Here is a 16778-nt window from a genome sequence, read left to right as displayed (position 1 = left end):
CAAGCATGATGAAAGGTGGTGTGTATCCATGACGGTAGAAACGGACGTCATCGTGATCGGAGCTGGAGTCTCGGGCACCAGCTGTGCGCTGCAGCTCGCCAGGCAGGGCCGCCGCACCCTCCTGCTGGACCGTCAGCATTTCCCGCGTCATAAAACTTGCGGCGAGTTCTTGTCGCCCGAAACGAAGGAGATGCTTGAGTACTTAGGCATCCGGCACGATAAGCTGGCGATCGGAACGAGTATCATGGATCACGCCATGATTATTATGCCTCACGGCGGCGAGATCACAGCTCCGTTACCTGGGCAGGCATACGGCTTTAGCCGTTATGAGCTGGACCGGCTCTTGCAGCAGCATGCCATGCGCGCTGGAGCGGATATTGTCACGGGAACGACCGTGACCCATATTCGGCTGCTGGACGACCAGCGGTACGAAGTAGACGCCAAGCAAGGGGACGAACGCGTTCGGTATGTGGCCAGGGCTGTTATTGGCGCGCACGGGACCAAAAAGCCGCGCGGCGCGGCTTCCGCCGGTGATGAACGGGATGATCCCGTATACGTTGGTTTAAAGTCCCATTATCATGGCGTGACGCTGCATCCTCGGGTTGAGCTGTATTTTTGCGAGGGTGGTTATGTCGGAATATCGCCGATTGAGAGCGGAAGGGTTAATGTAGCTGCGTTGTTGACCTTGAAATCGGTGCAGGGAAGCGGGAAATCGGTGCCGGAAATTCTCCGGTCTGCTTCGCGCTCGAACAAAAGGCTAGCCGATCGGATGGCTGAAGGGGAGCCTGTTCCTGGAACTCAGGTATCGATCGCCCCGCTTCGTTTATCCGACCTGCCCGAGCCATGGTCGCAATACCCGCACATCGGTGATGCCATGATGATGCTTCCGCCGCTTTGCGGGGACGGGATGTCCGTTGCGCTGCGCTCCTCACGCCTATGCGCGGACTGGACCGGCAAGTATTTAGACGGAGACATTCCTTTCGATGAATGGAAATATCAATATTCGCTCGAAGCCAACGCTGCGTTTACGCAGCTCCTTCGAAGAGCGAGGAGAATTCAGAGCCTGGCATTTGCCAGAACCAATCGCTTCTATCCCGCCATCGCCCGAATGATTCCTGGACTGGCGACTTATTTGGTCAAAGCGACCCGGCTGTCCGAAACGGGGATCGGCACAAGGTAAAGCCGCTATCATGCGGCTTTTTTTGATTAGCATTTTTTATCATCTAGTCATCCATTCTTCGTTGAGTTTGAGTTCTCCGTAGTTTTGTCGTCCGAGCGTCGACGCAGAGTATCGTGCAGCAGTCATCATTACATTTTATAAAATTATTGAGGCGGATTGCACGACAATCCATTGGACTTTCGTTTAGACCTTCCATTGACATTTAATCAGACGATAACTTAATATGTTTGTAAATATATAGACAGATTAAATTAATGTTTACAATAAAGAGAGGAGGTGACTCGTATGGCTGATGCCCCTCCGTCAAATCCAAACTGCCTGATTCGCAGCACGCTTGATTTCCAGTTCCAAATGGCTTGGCAGCTGCTCGACCTGCATCTAACCGGGCTGGAAGACGAGGAGTTTCATTGGCGACCCGCCTCGAAAGGACTTCATGTGCATCAAGAATCCGGAATATGGCGGGCGGAATGGCCGGAATCGGAGAATTACGATATCGGACCACCAAGCATAGCTTGGCTGACTTGGCATATTGCGTACTGGTGGTCGATGGTACTGAACCATTCGTTTGGCAGCGGAACTCTGGCCCGGGAAGATATCTTTTCGAGCGGCGGCATACAAGAGACCCGGGATAGGATCAATCAATTGAGAAGCGAATGGAACCGTGAAGTGTCGGCGCTCACGGATGAAGAGTTCCTGTCTTCGGAACGAACGCGGTGGCCGTTTGCGGGGAGACCCTTTCATGAACTGGCGGCATGGCTGAACGTGGAGCTGATGAAAAATGCGGCCGAGATCGGCTATTGCCGCTTCCTGCATGCTGTTAGCGGTAGATAATCGTATCGGCTGATAAGCGCGACTCCATTGCTTGGATCGGCATTTGAAGCCACTCGTCTTCGTTTCAAGCACGTATTATTTTTTACGCCATGCGGGTGCATAGGTTGTCTTCGGGGCGGGAAACTGGTGGATCCAGTTAATGATCCGGGTGGACATCCATTGGCATCCCACGGCTAGTATTATGATTTTCCAATCAATCACATAGGCGGTCAGGGCAAAAATGATGCCGTTCATCCAGAACAACGATGTTCCGGGGTTGATGCCCTTGTATTTATAAATTGCCAGGGCCACAAAACCGATTCCTCCGTTCGAGACCCGCTGCCTGATCAGCATGGCGACGCCGGTTCCGAGAATCACCGAACCGAAGAGAAGATCAATCCATACATTCTTGAACGGCGGATCTACAAACACCTCGAAGAAATTGACGGATACGGAAGTGACTGTTATGACATATACGGTCCCGAAAGCGCTGATGCTGCCTAGATATTGGACGGTGAATACTAGAAAAATCGTATTGGCAAGCCAAAGCCCGAAGCTCATCGGGAGGCCGAATGCATGGTTAAGCAGCACCGCGATCCCCGCGCCTCCTCCGGACGGAATGGCGTGAGGGAACAAGAATACGGCCATGGCGAAGCCCTGTATGATAGCTCCGGCCGTAATGAGAAGAAACCTTATCGCTATTCGACGAGAAAACAAGAGTCTCCAACGATCGGGAAAGAACGGAATGCTCACACTGAAATCTCCTTCATTGGTTGAAGTGACAAGCCTATCCTGATATTGTAGTGTATGCTTGTCACTTGAAGGGGATGCCGGGTTATCGTTAAAAAGCTCATGCCGCTCTAAGCCCCTGTTTGGAATTACCATCATGTCAATCGAACGTATAATAAATGGGCAGTCCGGAATCCTACCCGGGCTGCCCTTATTCGTAACCGCCGTTATTTCGGCTATGTGTTAAATGACATAACAAAACTTATCCGCTTCCTGCGCCCTCAACCCAAATTCAAACGTATCCTGACGAAGCCCGCGGCGCATCGTTTCAAGCGCAAGAACCTCGGAAGGCGGAATATTCCCTAAATGTACATTGGAGCCGAATTTACGCAAAAGCATGGCTTGCTGGTGTTTAAGAGGCGCTTCCCAAATCAGCTTTCTCGTATCCAGAACGAATTTAATGATATCATCGATCAATTCTTCCCGACATTCGCCTTGCTTATCGAAAATGCCGACGCCCATTCCCGTCTCGCGAGCTTCGATCGTGATAAACTCGGCGCCTGCGGACAAATCCGTTTCCATCGTTTTGGCAAGCATTGCTGCGTCTATGAGGGAGCCGGACAGCTTTTTGCCATACTCCGTAAAAACGCGGAATCCCCGTTGTTTGCCTTCCCGGATCAGAGCCGTTCGTTGTTTGCGGGACAACTCGATGGTACCGTCGGATACTTCGACCGCATTGAATCCGAGGCTGCAAATGGAATTGAAGAATGCAGGGACAATATCCTGCTGCACGGCCGTCTCGAGCAGGGTACCGCCCGGCATAACCATGATCCCATGCTGTTTGGCCAAGCCGATTTTATACAGCAGCATATCCATTTTATACAACGGAGCCGTGCCAAAACCGAATTTGATGCAATCGATATAATCCGAAGAGGTTTCGATCAGATCCGTAAACGCATGACGGCCAAGACCCTTATCAATGACCATCGTTATCCCGCGGCCTGTGCCCCCATAGGCGTCGCGGTCTTTTCTTCCCATGGCGGGATTGCTGCGCTGCCCGCTCGGGTCACTTAACTCCGTGGGCCAAACTGCACGCAGGGAATTGTTCATGTTAAAATCTCCCCAATTCATTTTTGATTTGTCGATATTCCAACTGACACTGGTATCATATGCGCAACCCTAAAGGCAGGTGCCCATCTTTAACCATATTGGAATGCCGATCAGGCAATCTTGCGAGGGGGCCGAATCAAAAAGAACACAAGACCTAATGTCACCAAAGAAAGGGAAGAAACGGTGATAAACACCACATGATCGGATTTGTCCATCATCCACCCGAATAAGGGAGGACCCGCTGCAACGCCCAAAAACCGCAAGCTGTTATACAGCGATGTGATCATCCCCCGTTCGCTCTTTTCGACCGCGCCGGTAATGATTGTGTTCAAGCAGGGGAGAAGCATTCCGGTTCCAATGCTGCTGACCGTCAGCAATGCAATGAATACATAGATGTTCTTCAAAAAGAACAGGGTAGCGGCTAATGAAACCGTCATGGCGATTAAACCGATGTTCATTAACCAGCGCATCAGCAGCCCTTTTTTCTTGATCAGGCTCCCGGTTGTATAGGAAGTGATAACCATCCCCAGCAGCGGGATGGCCAGAATCAACCCCTTCATCACGCCATCGATATTGTAGGGCTTCTCCTCAAGGATGTTGGAGAGATAAAACAGCACGCCGAACAAAATAAACAGCCCCAGCGATCCGGCAAAAAACGCAGTGATGAGCCAGCGGCCTTTCTCCTTGAAGATATCCTTGATCTTACCCAGATATTTCTTGAGCTCCTGCTTTTGGTTACGCTTCGGCTCTTTAATCAAGAAGATCACAGCCAGGAGCGATAAAGCGCAAAAAACGGGAAAAGCGAAAAAGGAGGCATACCAAACAATCAGCATCAGCAGAGAGCCTATAATAGGGCTAAGCACTTTGCCCGAGCCGTTGGATGCTTCGATAAGACCCAGCGCTTTACTCTCGGTCCCGCCATCGTATAAATCGCCGACGAGCGCCATCGCGATCGGTGCCGTTCCCGCCGCTGCGAACCCTTGAATCGCCCTGGCGGAAATAATGACCGCATAAGAATTCCATATCGCGCCGAAACCCGCGAGGATACCGGCTCCTCCGTACAGGATCAAGGCGGGAATGATGATGACCTTGCGGCCGAACCGATCCGACAGATACCCGATCAACGGAATAAACAGGCCTGCCGCCAGCGAGAAAATGGTGATGATCAAGCTGCTCTGGAATTTGCTGATGCCAAGCTCCCTTTGCATTTCGGGAAGTCCCGGGACCAGCATGGAATTGCCGAATACCAGCACGATCGGAATGGTCGCCAGCGCGATGAATTCCCAGACTTGTCCCTTAGAACCGCCTGCCGATTTGGCTTTGGCCTTTGAATCTTCGTCCGTTGTCTCCGGAGAGTCCTCCAGGTCGATATCGCTTTGGAAGCTGATGTTCAGTTTTCGTTTTTTTGTCTTTTCCATGATGTGGCTCCTCGATGTGGAGATTTAACAGAACATAAGGGTACCCTTTCAGGTTGTGCAGTAAATGTACATATCATCCTAATTATGACCACATTCGGATTATATATTCCGCGGCTGATTCCGAGTTCAAGGCTGCGAGAAGGTGCGGCTGGATCACCTCCTTTCTATGGAGTACCTCGCTTCCGTAGCGAAGCGGTACAAATACGGTCAGCGTAATTAGAGCTTGCGATTAGACAAATCACCTCTTATGCCGGCGAAAATATACTGTTTATTAAACTGCCTAATTCGCAGGGTAAGGGGGATGCAACATGAAAATTCGAATGCTCCAAGGACATAACCAGCCACCCGAGGCTGCTCATATCAATGTTGTCATTGACGTGATCCGCGCGTTTACCGTGGCTCACCATGCATTTCTGAGAGGGGCTCAAGGCATCATTCCAGCAGCGACAGTCGATGAAGCTTTGGAACTAAAGCGCTTAAACCCTGATTTCATATTGGCTGGTGAAATTAAGGGGCTTTTAATCCCGGGATTTGAACTGGATAACTCGCCTGCTCGTTTGCAGGAGTTCGATCTCCAAGGGAAGCTTCTGATCCAGAAGACAACCAACGGAGTGACTGCTGCTTTAAATGCGTTGAATGCCGAGCATGTATTGGTTACTGGATTTTCGAATGCCAGGACTACCGCTGAAATTATTAAGGATCGATGGTTGCGGGATGAAGAGACGACGATTAACATCATTGCCTCCCATCCCTCGGGGGATGATGACCTGGCATGCGCCGAATATATCGCCGATCTCCTCCAACGGTCAGACTGCGTAACGCCGGAAGCGACCATCCAGCGGATTCGAGCTTCGGAAGCAGCCAAGAAGTTTTACGACAACGGGCAGCCTGAGTTTTTGGAGGAGGATCTATCGCTATGCACCCAGGAGGTTCCGTCCGATTTCGTGATGAAAGTGAACATTCGAAATGGGATGCCGTTGATTGAAAAGGTGATGGCGGGTTCCATCCATGCACATGTATGATGAAGGTTCCAAATAGCGGGGAAGTCGTTATAACCAGCAAGAATCGAGCGGTTAAATTCTAGGGAAGCCGTCTTTTTTAGGAGTTCCGCTACTCAGAGTTTCGAAGGTTACGCAGCCGAATTTGACGCATAGGGAATATTTGGATATAATCTTTTTATTCTGACCGTGCAGTATAAAAAAACAGGAGAGATATGGATATGCCAAAGATCGGAATGGAACCGAAACGCCGGGCGGATCTCATCAATGCGACGTTAACCTGCATCAGCAGGCATGGAATCGACGGCATGACCCTGGATAAGGTAGCTGAGCATGCAGACTGCTCAAAGGGGGTTGTCACGTATTATTTTAAGAACAAAGAGCATTTGACCATCGAAGCCTTCAAGGCATTCCTTGCCTATTACGGGCTTAAGATTGAATCGGACATCAAAAGCTCCATGACGGCGATGGAGATGATGGAGGTGACAATGAAGCATTTATTGCCTCCCTACCGTGACGATGAGGCACCGAGCATTAACGTATCGCAGCTGGATGGAATTGAAAGGATGCATATTCCTCATATCGATCAAGCCAGGCTGTTTGTTCAATTTTTCTCGAAGGCCGCATTGGACCCGAAATTTCAGGAGGTTGTCGCCGAGAGCTACAGCAGGGATTTCCATGGGATCGCCAAAATCATTGATTTCGGCAATCAGACGGGAGAAATGTCCGTTAAGGATACCTACAACGCGGCTTACGGATTGCTGGCGATGGTGATCGGTTTAAGCTTCTTCAGGGTAGCGGACGTACCGCTGATCCATGGGGGAGATAACCGGACGATTGGCGAGGATTATGTACGATCATTTACCGGCCGCAAGGGGGGATAGCAGTTGCAACGCATGCATTTCTCGCATATATAACCATGCGTGCTTGGAAGACCACCATACACTTGGGAGGATGTAAAATGAAGATAACGAAGCTCGAGGCAGGCGGCAGGGACATTGCCCTCGTTACTGGCAGCGGTATATTAATTAGTGACGTTCAGTCCGCATTGGATCTGATGGCAACCGTACAATATGAGACGGGCAGCGATCGGATCGTCATACATAAATCATTGATCAGCGAGCGTTTTTTCGATTTAAGCACACGTTTAGCCGGCGATATCCTGCAAAAGTTCATCAATTATAGAGCGAAGCTTGCCATTGTTGGGGATTTCACCATCTATTCAAGCCGAAGCCTTCGTGATTTCATATACGAAAGCAATAATGGCAGTGATTTTTTCTTTATGCCGACTGAACAACAGGCGATAGAGAAGCTGAGCTCCATTAAGTAGATTGGGGGGATACATGGATGGCGCAGCTTCATTCTCGAGAACAATACCCCATGGTTACGATTCCTGCGGGTCGCGTTAAACTTAGGGACGACCGGATCAAGAAGACGTGGACGGTGGAGCTGGATTCATTTGGCCTTTCACCTGTACCGGTTACGGAAGCATTTTATTCTATGGTCATGCAAACGAAAGAGCGAAGATTCCAGGACTCCAACATCCCTGTCGCTAATATTTCTTGGTATGATGCTATACATTTTTGTAATGCGTTGTCTCGGCAATTCGGCTTGAAGGAATGCTACTCCGTAACCGATGGTGGTGAACAGATTCATGTTGATCGTGAAGCGAACGGCTACCGTCTTCCCACTGAGGCGGAATGGCAATATGCATGCCTTGCTGGAACGACTGGCTACAGATACGGTGAACTCGATGATATCGCTTGGTATCACGGCAACTCGGAGGGCAGGGCTCATGCTGTCGGTGTAAAGGAGCCGAATGCTTGGGGGCTGTTCGATATGATCGGCAATGTGTGGGAGTGGTGCTGGGATCAATATGATCCCCTCGTATACGGCTCTTATCGGTTATTTCGGGGAGGGAGCTGGGCCGAAGAGGCCAGGGGATGCGGCGCGAGTTGCCGCCGTCGCAGTCATCCTGCTTTTAAAATAGACGATCTGGGCTTCCGCGTTGCAAGGTCGATATGAGGCTGGATAAGCCATGATAACTTTTACCTAAGGAAATTCACATAACTTTTATAATAACGGAGCTGCCGGGATGATCGGCAGCTCCGTTTACGTTAAAACGGAGATTATCTAAGCAAAAGACTGCGGATTCGCCAGGATGACTCGTTCCGTAGTCCACAAATCTCTGGTTTGACAAAGACGTGCAAGCTTTTCTATAATTTAAATGAACAACTGTTCAATAAATATGCGGAGGGATCGTTATGCGGTTGAAGGATAAAGTGGCTGTCGTTACAGGTGCAGCATCGGGAATGGGTAAAGCAATTGCTGAGCTGTATGCACAAGAAGGGGCGAAGGTGATTGTCTCCGATTTAAATAAAGAAGGCGCGGAAGCGGTTGCAGCCGGGATCAAGGCTGCCGGCGGAGAAGCCATCGCAATAAGAACGAATGTTGCAAATTTGGAGGACATCAATGCCATGATCGATACCGCCGTTCAACAGTATGGAACCCTGGATATCCTTGTGAATAATGCCGGGATCATGGATAATATGGCGCCGGTAGGCGAAGTGGATGATGAGAAATGGGATCTGATTTTCGATATCAACACGAAAGGCGTCATGCGTGCGATCCGCAAGGCGATTCCAATTTTCCTTGAAAAGGGCAAAGGCGTGATCGTAAACACGGCTTCGACGGGCGGATTCAGCGGTGCGCATGCCGGAGCAGCCTACACTGCTTCGAAGCACGCGGTGATCGGCATTACGAAGAACACCGGATTCATGTATGCGCAGAAGGGAATCCGCTGCAACGCCATTGCGCCCGGTGCAACGATCACCAATATTGGTTCGACGATGAAAAATCTGGACGAGTTCGGTGCTTCCCGCACGAAAGTAACCCAAGGCGTCATTCCGCGTGCCGGTCAACCGGAAGAAATCGCTCAAGTCGCTTTATTCCTGGCATCCGATGAATCCAGCTTTATTAACGGTGCCGTCATCGCCGCGGACGGAGGCTGGACAGCCGGCTTCTAATAGATTGAGCGTAATTATAATAACCTCATATCGATCAGACACGGAAGAGCTTCCCGTTGTAGATTGTTCTACTGCGGGACGCTCTTTTTTTCTTGTGCTGGCGGTTACGATCTTGCAGAGGAGTTTTCGTCCCCAACCTTTCTTGGCCAGCAGCGATTGGGGATAGTGTACGGAACGGGAAGCGGCTACCGCGTGTCTCTCTCGGCGCGCGTTGTAATGATGACTGCTTCACGATGACCTGCGTCGACGCTCGGACGGCAAAGCCATAGGATAGATGGAAAGACGTTTAGTGTACTTTTTGCAGCGATCGGTATATAATTCTTGTCATTATTCAGTTATTGAACAAATTGTCGGATTAACGTTCATTAACAATACGAGGAGTATACATCTGTGTATGCGTGGAGAGGTGAACAGGCCATGAACGAAAATGATTTAAGGGTCATCAAGACCAAGAAAGCACTGCATCAAGCGTTATTGCGTTTATTACGAACGAACACGTTGGAATCAATCTCAGTGTCCGCGCTTTGCCGTGAAGCGGGCGTCAATCGGGGCACCTTCTATTTGCATTATAAAGACGTCGGGACTTTATTTGACGAGCATCTCCATCATTTGCTTAAAGATTTGGAGGAATCCTATTATGAGCCTTACCGTCATGTAGCTATGCTGGACCCTAGCCATCTTGATCCTTCAACGATCCGCATCTTTCACCATGTGAAGAAATACCAGCCGTTTTATGAAATTGTGTTTGATAAAAAATCTTCGTTGTCTTATTACTACTCGTTGTTTGAGAAAATTAAAGGCTTAATGCTGGAAAGCACATCCGCACCAAATGAGGACTCCATCGACATCCCGCTGGTCATCGCGTATCAGGCCAATGCCATTATGGGCTTGCTGATTCAATGGCATGAGGACGGCTTCACCCGCAGCCCGGAATATATGAACGAGCAGCTCACGAATTTCCTGAAAATGAAGAACAGGCAACATTAGAAGCAGGCCGCGGGACAGCTGGGCTCTGTTCATCTCACATATCCGGTTTCCATCCTGGCCATTCTGATTATTCGGGCAGCCACATAGAATGTATGGACAAGCGAATTCAGAAGTGAGCAAAGGATGGGGAGGAAGCATTGTGAAGCTGGATCAAATCCATGTCAGCGGGATGACTTGCGCGGCTTGCGCAGCGCGGATCGAAAAAGTCCTTCGCAAGATGGACGGCGTACAGTCAGCCCGCGTCAGCCTCGCCTTGTCACGGGCGACGATTCATTATGAACCGAAGCGGGTCGGCATGAACACCATCCTGGAAAGAATCGAAAAGCTTGGCTATGGTGCGTCCGACAAGCTGTCGAATCCGCATACAGGAATCGAAGCGGAATCAGGAGCGTACCGCATCCGCTTCATCGTCGCGGCCTGCTTGTCGCTCCCGCTCTTATGGGCGATGGTGGCCCATATCGCCGATTTGCCGATGGGGTGGACGCCGGCTCTGCTGATGGACCCAGTAATTCAGTGGGTGCTAGCCACCCTGCTTCAGTTCGGTGTAGGATATCCATTCTATTATGGCGCCTACCAGGCGATGATCCACCGTACGGCCAATATGGATACCCTTGTGGCGTTAAGCACCTCCGTAGCGTACTTTTACAGTCACTATACGCTGTTCCAATCAAGGCACGACTTGACGCATACGATGCTATATTTTGATACGATCGCAATGGTTATGACTACAGTTCTGCTGGGAAAATGGCTCGAAACGGTAGCGAAAGGCAGAGCGTTAAGGCAGCTGAGCGCGCTGTACGAGCTTCAGGTTAAATCGGTGAGGGTAATTCGCGGTCATGGCGAAGAATGGCTCACCACGGATCAGGTGCAGACCGGGGACCGGATCCGCGTGAATAAGGGGGAATGGATTTCCGTTGACGGCTTCGTGCATTCGGGAACGGCGGATGCCGATGAATCCATGCTGACAGGTGAAAGCGCAGCAGTGGCCAAAAAGGCGGGCGACCGGGTTTATGCCGGAACGCGCTGCCTCATCGGAAGCTTGAACATTGTCGTCGACAAGCAGCATGAGGAGACCCGCTTATCGCAGATGATTGGCCTTATCGAGTCTGCGCAGCAGGGCAAGCCGGAAATTCAACGCGTTGTTGATCGAATTGCTGCCATTTTCGTTCCTATGATGATCGCATTTGCTGCCCTCACCTATGCGGGATGGCAGATATTGTCCCATGGCCATGATGCTTCCGAAACCGCCATGCGTCACGCGCTGTCCGTATTACTGATCGCATGTCCTTGTGCGCTTGGTCTGGCTACGCCGGTATCCATCCTGATTGCCACCGGGTCCTCCGCCCGAAGAGGTATTCTGTTTAAGGAAGGCAGCTCTCTGGAAAGGCTTCGGCAGACCGATGTCATATTGATGGATAAGACAGGCACGTTGACGGAAGGATGGCCCCAGCTCAAGGAGATTCACGCATACCGCGGCGGCGGCGCATACGTGCTTTCCAGGGCGGCAGCGCTGGCCGTTCGATCCGCTCACCCGTTAGCGCAAGCCATCGTAAGAGCCGCGCGGGACAGAGGGACTCTTCTACCGGAAGTCCAGCAGTTCCATGAATGGGCAGGGAAAGGGATGGAAGGCCATGTAGAAGGAAGCCGCGTCCGTGTGGGAAACCGGAAATGGCTGCTGGAGCAAGGAATCCATCCGGATCGCCATGAAGATCTGCCGGGTCATACAAGACTATATATTGCCTTGAACGGGGAGTGCGTCGGTTCGTTTGTATTGAATGATAAGCTGCGCCAAGATGCCCGGAAGGTCGTACAGGTATTGAAGGAAAAAGCGGATGTGTGGATGGTCACAGGCGATGAAGAGCCCGCTGCAGCAGCGGTGGCTGCAGCGGCGGGGATCCATCAGGTTCGTGCGGAAATGCTTCCCGAAGACAAGCTGGCGTTTATCCAAGAGCTGCAGGGACGCGGCCGGAAGGTAGCCATGATCGGAGACGGCATCAACGATGCGGCCGCCTTAGCTGCGGCAGATGTCGGGTTAGCGATGGGGGGCGGGACGGATGCAGCCAAACAGGCCGGTGATGTGGTTTTGATCGGGAACAGGCTCTCCAGCATCATCGGGGCCTACACTTGGAGTCGACTAACCATGCGGAATGTGCACCAAAATTTGCTGTTTGCCCTGCTGTATAATGCGATTACCGTACCATTGGCTGCGCTGGGATATTTGGACCCTCGCATCGCATGCATCGGGATGGCGGCGAGCTCGCTCCTTGTAGTCGGGAATGCGCTTAGATTGCAGCATCAAGCCGAAAAGACCGAGTAATATCAACGAAAGCATGCTTCCCTGCACAAAGAGCGTTCTGGGGTTTAGTTGCCGCTAGTTCAGCGGTTGTTATCCCATCTGGAGGCGTATCCGAAAAAACGCCGATTAGTCCTTAAGATTCAATCAGGGAGTGGTTCCTGGTTGAAAAGTAGCACTGCGAGACCCGGCTAGGGCTGGATAATTATGGACCTCCGGCTGATATGCGAGACCATCATATCATGATAGGGTATAGGCTAGGATAAGACAGCCATGCTATAGAGATACTGCGAAACTGCTGTCACATCCTCCTTTTTTACCGCGAATTGACCGTATTACGATTTCGGTCAGTTCGTACCGGACCAGGGTGGAACCCGCCGGGAGAAGGGCGAATAACAGATGAAAATTCGGAAGATGGAGGGAAACGAAGATGCTAACAAAAGGGATACCTCAACCTAAAACTTACGGACCGCTTGGCAATTTGCCCCTGCTGGATTCGTCCGCACCGGTTCAGTCGCTAGTGAAAATCGCTTCGGAGCTCGGCCCGATCTTTCAGTTTCAGTATCCGGGCGGTCGCAGGGAACTGTACGTCTCCGGCCATGAATATGTAAGAGATGCTTGTGACGAGAAGCGCTTCGACAAGCGGATATGGGCACCGCTGCAGAATGTACGTGCCTTTGCGGGCGATGGATTGTTCACAAGCGCAACGCATGAACCCAATTGGAAGAAGGCCCATAACATCCTGCTTTCGAGCTTCAGTCAGCGCGCGATGCAGGGCTACCATACGAAAATGCTCGATATTGCCATGCAGTTGATCCAGAAATGGGCCCGTCTCAATCCGGATGAAACGGTGGACGTTCCTGCCGACATGACGCGGCTCACGCTGGATACGATCGGCCTGTGCGGCTTCAATTACCGGTTTAACAGCTTCTACCGGGAAGACAATCATCCGTTTATCGATAGCATGGTGCGTGCGCTTGATGAGGGAATGAACCAGCTTCACCGGCTGGGCATCCAAGACATGTTCATGTTGAAAAAGAAGCGCCAGTTTCAAGACGATATTCAGTTCATGTTCTCTCTTGTGGATGAGCTTATTCGAGAACGCCAGAAGCATGGCGGAGATGAAGGGGACCTGCTGGCCCATATGCTGGAAGGGGTAGATCCTGATACCGGCGAGCGGCTGGATCAAGAGAACATCCGCTACCAGATGATCACGTTTCTGATCGCCGGGCATGAGACGACAAGCGGCTTGCTTTCGTTTGCTATTTACTTTTTGATGAAAAACCCGGATAAGTTGCAAAAGGCGGTCAGCGAAGTGGACCGGGTGCTTAAAGATCCCGTACCGTCCTACAACCAGGTGAGGGAGCTCAAATACATCCGCATGGTTCTAAACGAGTCGCTGCGTTTGTGGCCGACCGCGCCCGCCTTCTCGTTGTATGCCAAGGAAGATACAACGATCGGCGGCACCTATTCGGTCAAGCAGGGGGACAGCGTGACGGTCCTCATACCGGGACTGCACAGAGACTCCCGCGTCTGGGGAGACGACGTGGAAGCGTTCAGACCGGAGCGCTTCGAAGATCCGAGCAAGGTGCCGCATGATGCGTACAAACCGTTCGGCAACGGACAGCGCGCCTGCATCGGGCAGCAATTTGCGCTGCAGGAGGCAACCTTGGTGCTTGGTTTGGTTCTCAAATATTTTGAGCTTATCGATGATCAGTCTTACGAGCTGAAGGTGAAGGAGACGCTTACGCTGAAGCCGGAAGGGTTCCATATTAAAATCCGGAACCGTCAAGACGGAACGGCCCTAATGATTCCGGGAGGAGGCGCAGCCGCTTCTACCGAATCGGAGAAGCGGCAATCCACAAGTCCTGAACCTGTAACCCATGCACATCATACGCCGCTTCTCGCTTTGTACGGATCCAATTTGGGCACGGCCGAGGGAATTGCCAGAGAAGTGGCCGATGCTGCGAAGCATTTAGGATTCGACAGCCAGGTAGGCACGCTGGATGACTTCGCTGGAAGGCTTCCGAAGGAAGGAGCGGTCGTGATTGTATCGGCATCTTACAACGGGCAGCCGCCTTCGAATGCCAAGAGTTTCGTGGAATGGCTGGAGAATGCGGATGAGTCCGAACTCCAGGGTGTGCGGTATGCGGTATTCGGCTGCGGGGATCACAATTGGGCAAGCACGTACCAGCGCATCCCCCGTTTGATCGACGAGCAGCTGGCTATCAAAGGGGCACAGCGATTGCTGCCGCGAGGCGAGAGTGATGCAAGCGGTGATTTTGAACGTGAAGTCGATGCATGGACTGCGGAGCTATGGCCGGATCTGATGCAGGCCCTCGGCCTGCCGGTGATAGCCGTCAATGAGACGAAGCGCAGCTCTTTGTCCGTCCAGTTCGTACCGGGTGCTGCCGCCGTACCGCTGGCCAATACCTACCATGCTGCGTGCGGGCGCATTGTTCACAGCCGGAATCTGCAGCATGAAGACAGCGGACGCATAACACAGCATATCGAAATCTCCCTGCCGGAGGGAACTGAATACCATGAAGGAGACCATCTTGGCGTTCTTCCGGTTAACCCGGCGACGCTGGTTCAGAGAGTCCTCCGAAGATTTAAATTGGACGCGGGGGCGCATCTTATTTTATCGGCTGAAGGAAGAAGCGGCGCTCATTTGCCGACCGGCGTCCCGGTTCGCCTGGACGATCTGCTCTCCCGCAGCGTAGAGCTGCAGGAACCCGCCACGCGTGCGCAAATTCGGGAAATGGCCGAATGTACGGTTTGCCCGCCCCATGCCAAAGAGCTTCTGGAACTGCTTGAGGATCCGACATATCAGGATGAAGTGAGAGCCAAACGGATCAGTATGCTGGACCTGCTGGAGCGGTATGAAGCCTGTGAGCTTCCGTTTGAACGGTTCCTAGAGCTGCTGCCGCCGCTGAAGCCGAGATACTATTCAATATCCAGCTCGCCGCGAGTCAGCCGGAATACGGCCAGCATCACGGTCAGCGTCGTGCGGGACAGCGCCTGGAGCGGCCGCGGCGAATACCGGGGAATTGCATCCAATTATTTGGCGGAATTAGAGGTAGGCGCAGAGGTGTTGATCTTTATACGTTCCCCGGAATCCGGCTTCGAGCTCCCGGAAGACCCGGCAACGCCAATGATTATGATCGGGCCGGGAACCGGCGTTGCTCCGTTCCGGGGATTCATCCAAGCAAGGCAAGCGCTTCGGGATGCCGGGCAGGAGCTGGGTGCTGCGCATCTGTACTTCGGCTGTCGGAATCCGGAGCATGATTACCTTTACCGCGACGAGCTGGAGCAGGCGGAGAGAGCAGGGCTGGTCACCTTGCATTCAGCCTTCTCCAGGGTAGACGGTGTGGAGAAATGCTATGTCCAGCATTTGATGAAGCAGGACGGATCCTTATTGCTGTCACTGCTGGAGGCGGGAGCGAAAATGTACATCTGCGGGGACGGTTCAAAAATGGCGCCGGATGTGGAACTGACGCTGATCCGTTCATACCGGGATCAGCATGGCGTGAGCGAAGAAGAAGCTGCCGTCTGGTTATCCGGGCTGGAATCGTCCGGTCGATATGTAAAAGATGTGTGGGCTGGATGATCCATATGTCAGCATGTACCCGTCCTAGTAAAGCATGACATAACGATATCCAGGCAGCCATGAGCGAGAATTCGTTCGTACTTGCTGCCTGGATTTTTTGTTGAAACAAGATGAAGCTATCCCCATTATCGGCTTGTATTTGTGATAAGATTTATCATACAAGAAATATTAGGCAAGCAGACTAGAAGGAGAGTGACCCTTGTGCGTGAAACCTGTGTTCCTACCGGAGTAAACCCCCGAGACACCGGCTTTGGGTATACGCTGTCCTTGATCGGCGGTAAATATAAGATGATCATTCTGTATTGGCTGGCCGAAAATAGGGTTATGCGGCATAATGAGCTGAAGCGAAGCATCGGTACGATATCCTTTAAAACTCTGAGCATGATGTTAAAGGAGCTGGAAGAGGATGGCCTGATCGTTCGCACGGAATATCCGCAAGTTCCGCCAAAGGTGGAATACACGCTATCGGAACGGGGGCATTCCCTCATTCCCGTGCTGTATATGATGTGCGAGTGGGGCGAGAACCATATGCCCAGGCCCGAATCTGTACCGCAAGAGGCCTGACAGGTGGCCGGACTCAAAAAAAGAAGTATTCCCCAATTCAAGGAATACTTCTT

General features: G+C 51.7%; 14 protein-coding genes. 11 read left to right on the top strand and 3 right to left on the bottom strand.

Features of this window, described 5'->3' with window-relative positions; genetic code table 11:
• The first annotated feature begins 28 nt into the window (after positions 1 to 28).
• Together NSQ46_RS17075 and NSQ46_RS17070 are read left to right on the top strand one after the other, a co-directional pair.
• Entirely contained in the window at positions 29 to 1180 is a 1152-nt protein-coding gene (locus NSQ46_RS17075) for an FAD-dependent oxidoreductase (RefSeq protein ID WP_007128335.1), read from the top strand.
• Between the two features lie 285 nt (positions 1181 to 1465).
• A complete protein-coding gene (locus NSQ46_RS17070; protein WP_007128334.1) occupies positions 1466 to 2011 on the top strand; it encodes a DinB family protein in 546 nt (181 codons plus the stop codon).
• Between the two features lie 75 nt (positions 2012 to 2086).
• On the opposite strand, the gene NSQ46_RS17065 is transcribed toward NSQ46_RS17070, so the two are convergent.
• The 3 genes from NSQ46_RS17065 to NSQ46_RS17055 all read right to left on the bottom strand — a co-directional run bounded on the left by NSQ46_RS17065 (position 2087) and on the right by NSQ46_RS17055 (position 5247).
• On the bottom strand, positions 2087 to 2743 hold the full coding sequence (locus NSQ46_RS17065) for a YitT family protein (protein WP_007128333.1): 657 nt from the start codon (positions 2741 to 2743) through the stop codon (positions 2087 to 2089).
• A gap of 219 nt (positions 2744 to 2962) precedes the next feature.
• On the bottom strand, positions 2963 to 3829 hold the full coding sequence (locus tag NSQ46_RS17060; RefSeq protein ID WP_342574121.1) for a phosphosulfolactate synthase: 867 nt from the start codon (positions 3827 to 3829) through the stop codon (positions 2963 to 2965).
• A 110-nt stretch (positions 3830 to 3939) separates the two neighbouring features.
• On the bottom strand, positions 3940 to 5247 hold the full coding sequence (locus tag NSQ46_RS17055) for an MFS transporter (protein ID WP_007128331.1): 1308 nt from the start codon (positions 5245 to 5247) through the stop codon (positions 3940 to 3942).
• A 308-nt stretch (positions 5248 to 5555) separates the two neighbouring features.
• Here NSQ46_RS17055 and NSQ46_RS17050 point away from each other — a divergent pair, with 308 nt between their 5' ends.
• The 9 genes from NSQ46_RS17050 (at position 5556) to NSQ46_RS17010 (ending at position 16725) form a co-directional block, all read left to right on the top strand.
• Positions 5556 to 6269 (top strand): 2-phosphosulfolactate phosphatase, encoded by a 714-nt coding sequence (locus NSQ46_RS17050; protein ID WP_251535137.1) that lies wholly within the window; start codon positions 5556 to 5558, stop codon positions 6267 to 6269.
• A gap of 197 nt (positions 6270 to 6466) precedes the next feature.
• A complete protein-coding gene (locus NSQ46_RS17045) occupies positions 6467 to 7129 on the top strand; it encodes a TetR family transcriptional regulator (protein WP_341341834.1) in 663 nt (220 codons plus the stop codon).
• A 77-nt stretch (positions 7130 to 7206) separates the two neighbouring features.
• Positions 7207 to 7575, top strand: a complete 369-nt coding sequence (locus tag NSQ46_RS17040) for a DUF4180 domain-containing protein (protein ID WP_028404586.1) — start codon at positions 7207 to 7209, stop codon at positions 7573 to 7575.
• Between the two features lie 17 nt (positions 7576 to 7592).
• Positions 7593 to 8270, top strand: a complete 678-nt coding sequence (locus NSQ46_RS17035; RefSeq protein ID WP_342574117.1) for an SUMF1/EgtB/PvdO family nonheme iron enzyme — start codon at positions 7593 to 7595, stop codon at positions 8268 to 8270.
• Between the two features lie 239 nt (positions 8271 to 8509).
• Positions 8510 to 9271 carry an SDR family oxidoreductase gene (locus NSQ46_RS17030; RefSeq protein WP_007128326.1) on the top strand — a complete coding sequence of 254 codons (762 nt, stop codon included), beginning with the start codon at positions 8510 to 8512 and terminating at the stop codon, positions 9269 to 9271.
• Positions 9272 to 9688: 417 nt separating this feature from the next.
• A complete protein-coding gene (locus tag NSQ46_RS17025; protein WP_028404589.1) occupies positions 9689 to 10258 on the top strand; it encodes a TetR/AcrR family transcriptional regulator in 570 nt (189 codons plus the stop codon).
• A 139-nt stretch (positions 10259 to 10397) separates the two neighbouring features.
• Positions 10398 to 12575, top strand: coding sequence for a cation-translocating P-type ATPase (locus tag NSQ46_RS17020; RefSeq protein WP_342574114.1), 2178 nt, complete (start codon positions 10398 to 10400; stop codon positions 12573 to 12575).
• 406 nt (positions 12576 to 12981) lie between these two features.
• On the top strand, positions 12982 to 16161 hold the full coding sequence (locus NSQ46_RS17015) for a cytochrome P450 (RefSeq protein WP_342574112.1): 3180 nt from the start codon (positions 12982 to 12984) through the stop codon (positions 16159 to 16161).
• A gap of 201 nt (positions 16162 to 16362) precedes the next feature.
• Positions 16363 to 16725, top strand: a complete 363-nt coding sequence (locus NSQ46_RS17010) for a helix-turn-helix domain-containing protein (RefSeq protein WP_342574110.1) — start codon at positions 16363 to 16365, stop codon at positions 16723 to 16725.
• Positions 16726 to 16778 lie beyond the last annotated feature (53 nt).

This window comes from Paenibacillus sp. FSL M8-0142 (genome assembly GCF_038597315.1).
In the GTDB taxonomy this organism is placed as follows: Bacteria; Bacillota; Bacilli; order Paenibacillales; family Paenibacillaceae; genus Paenibacillus_AQ; species Paenibacillus_AQ lactis.
This window is presented reverse-complemented; position numbering and strand designations above follow the sequence as displayed.

Bases quoted from the DNA above. Each gene is read 5' to 3' on its own strand.
- NSQ46_RS17050 (WP_251535137.1), top strand. From the start codon at position 5,556: ATGAAAATTCGAATGCTCCAAGGACATAACCAGCCACCCGAGGCTGCT.
- NSQ46_RS17070 (WP_007128334.1), top strand. From the start codon at position 1,466: ATGGCTGATGCCCCTCCGTCAAATCCAAACTGCCTGATTCGCAGCACG.
- NSQ46_RS17040 (WP_028404586.1), top strand. From the start codon at position 7,207: ATGAAGATAACGAAGCTCGAGGCAGGCGGCAGGGACATTGCCCTCGTT.
- NSQ46_RS17030 (WP_007128326.1), top strand. From the start codon at position 8,510: ATGCGGTTGAAGGATAAAGTGGCTGTCGTTACAGGTGCAGCATCGGGA.
- NSQ46_RS17035 (WP_342574117.1), top strand. From the start codon at position 7,593: ATGGCGCAGCTTCATTCTCGAGAACAATACCCCATGGTTACGATTCCT.
- NSQ46_RS17025 (WP_028404589.1), top strand. From the start codon at position 9,689: ATGAACGAAAATGATTTAAGGGTCATCAAGACCAAGAAAGCACTGCAT.
- NSQ46_RS17075 (WP_007128335.1), top strand. From the start codon at position 29: ATGACGGTAGAAACGGACGTCATCGTGATCGGAGCTGGAGTCTCGGGC.
- NSQ46_RS17060 (WP_342574121.1), bottom strand. From the start codon at position 3,829: ATGAACAATTCCCTGCGTGCAGTTTGGCCCACGGAGTTAAGTGACCCG.
- NSQ46_RS17045 (WP_341341834.1), top strand. From the start codon at position 6,467: ATGCCAAAGATCGGAATGGAACCGAAACGCCGGGCGGATCTCATCAAT.
- NSQ46_RS17055 (WP_007128331.1), bottom strand. From the start codon at position 5,247: ATGGAAAAGACAAAAAAACGAAAACTGAACATCAGCTTCCAAAGCGAT.
- NSQ46_RS17015 (WP_342574112.1), top strand. From the start codon at position 12,982: ATGCTAACAAAAGGGATACCTCAACCTAAAACTTACGGACCGCTTGGC.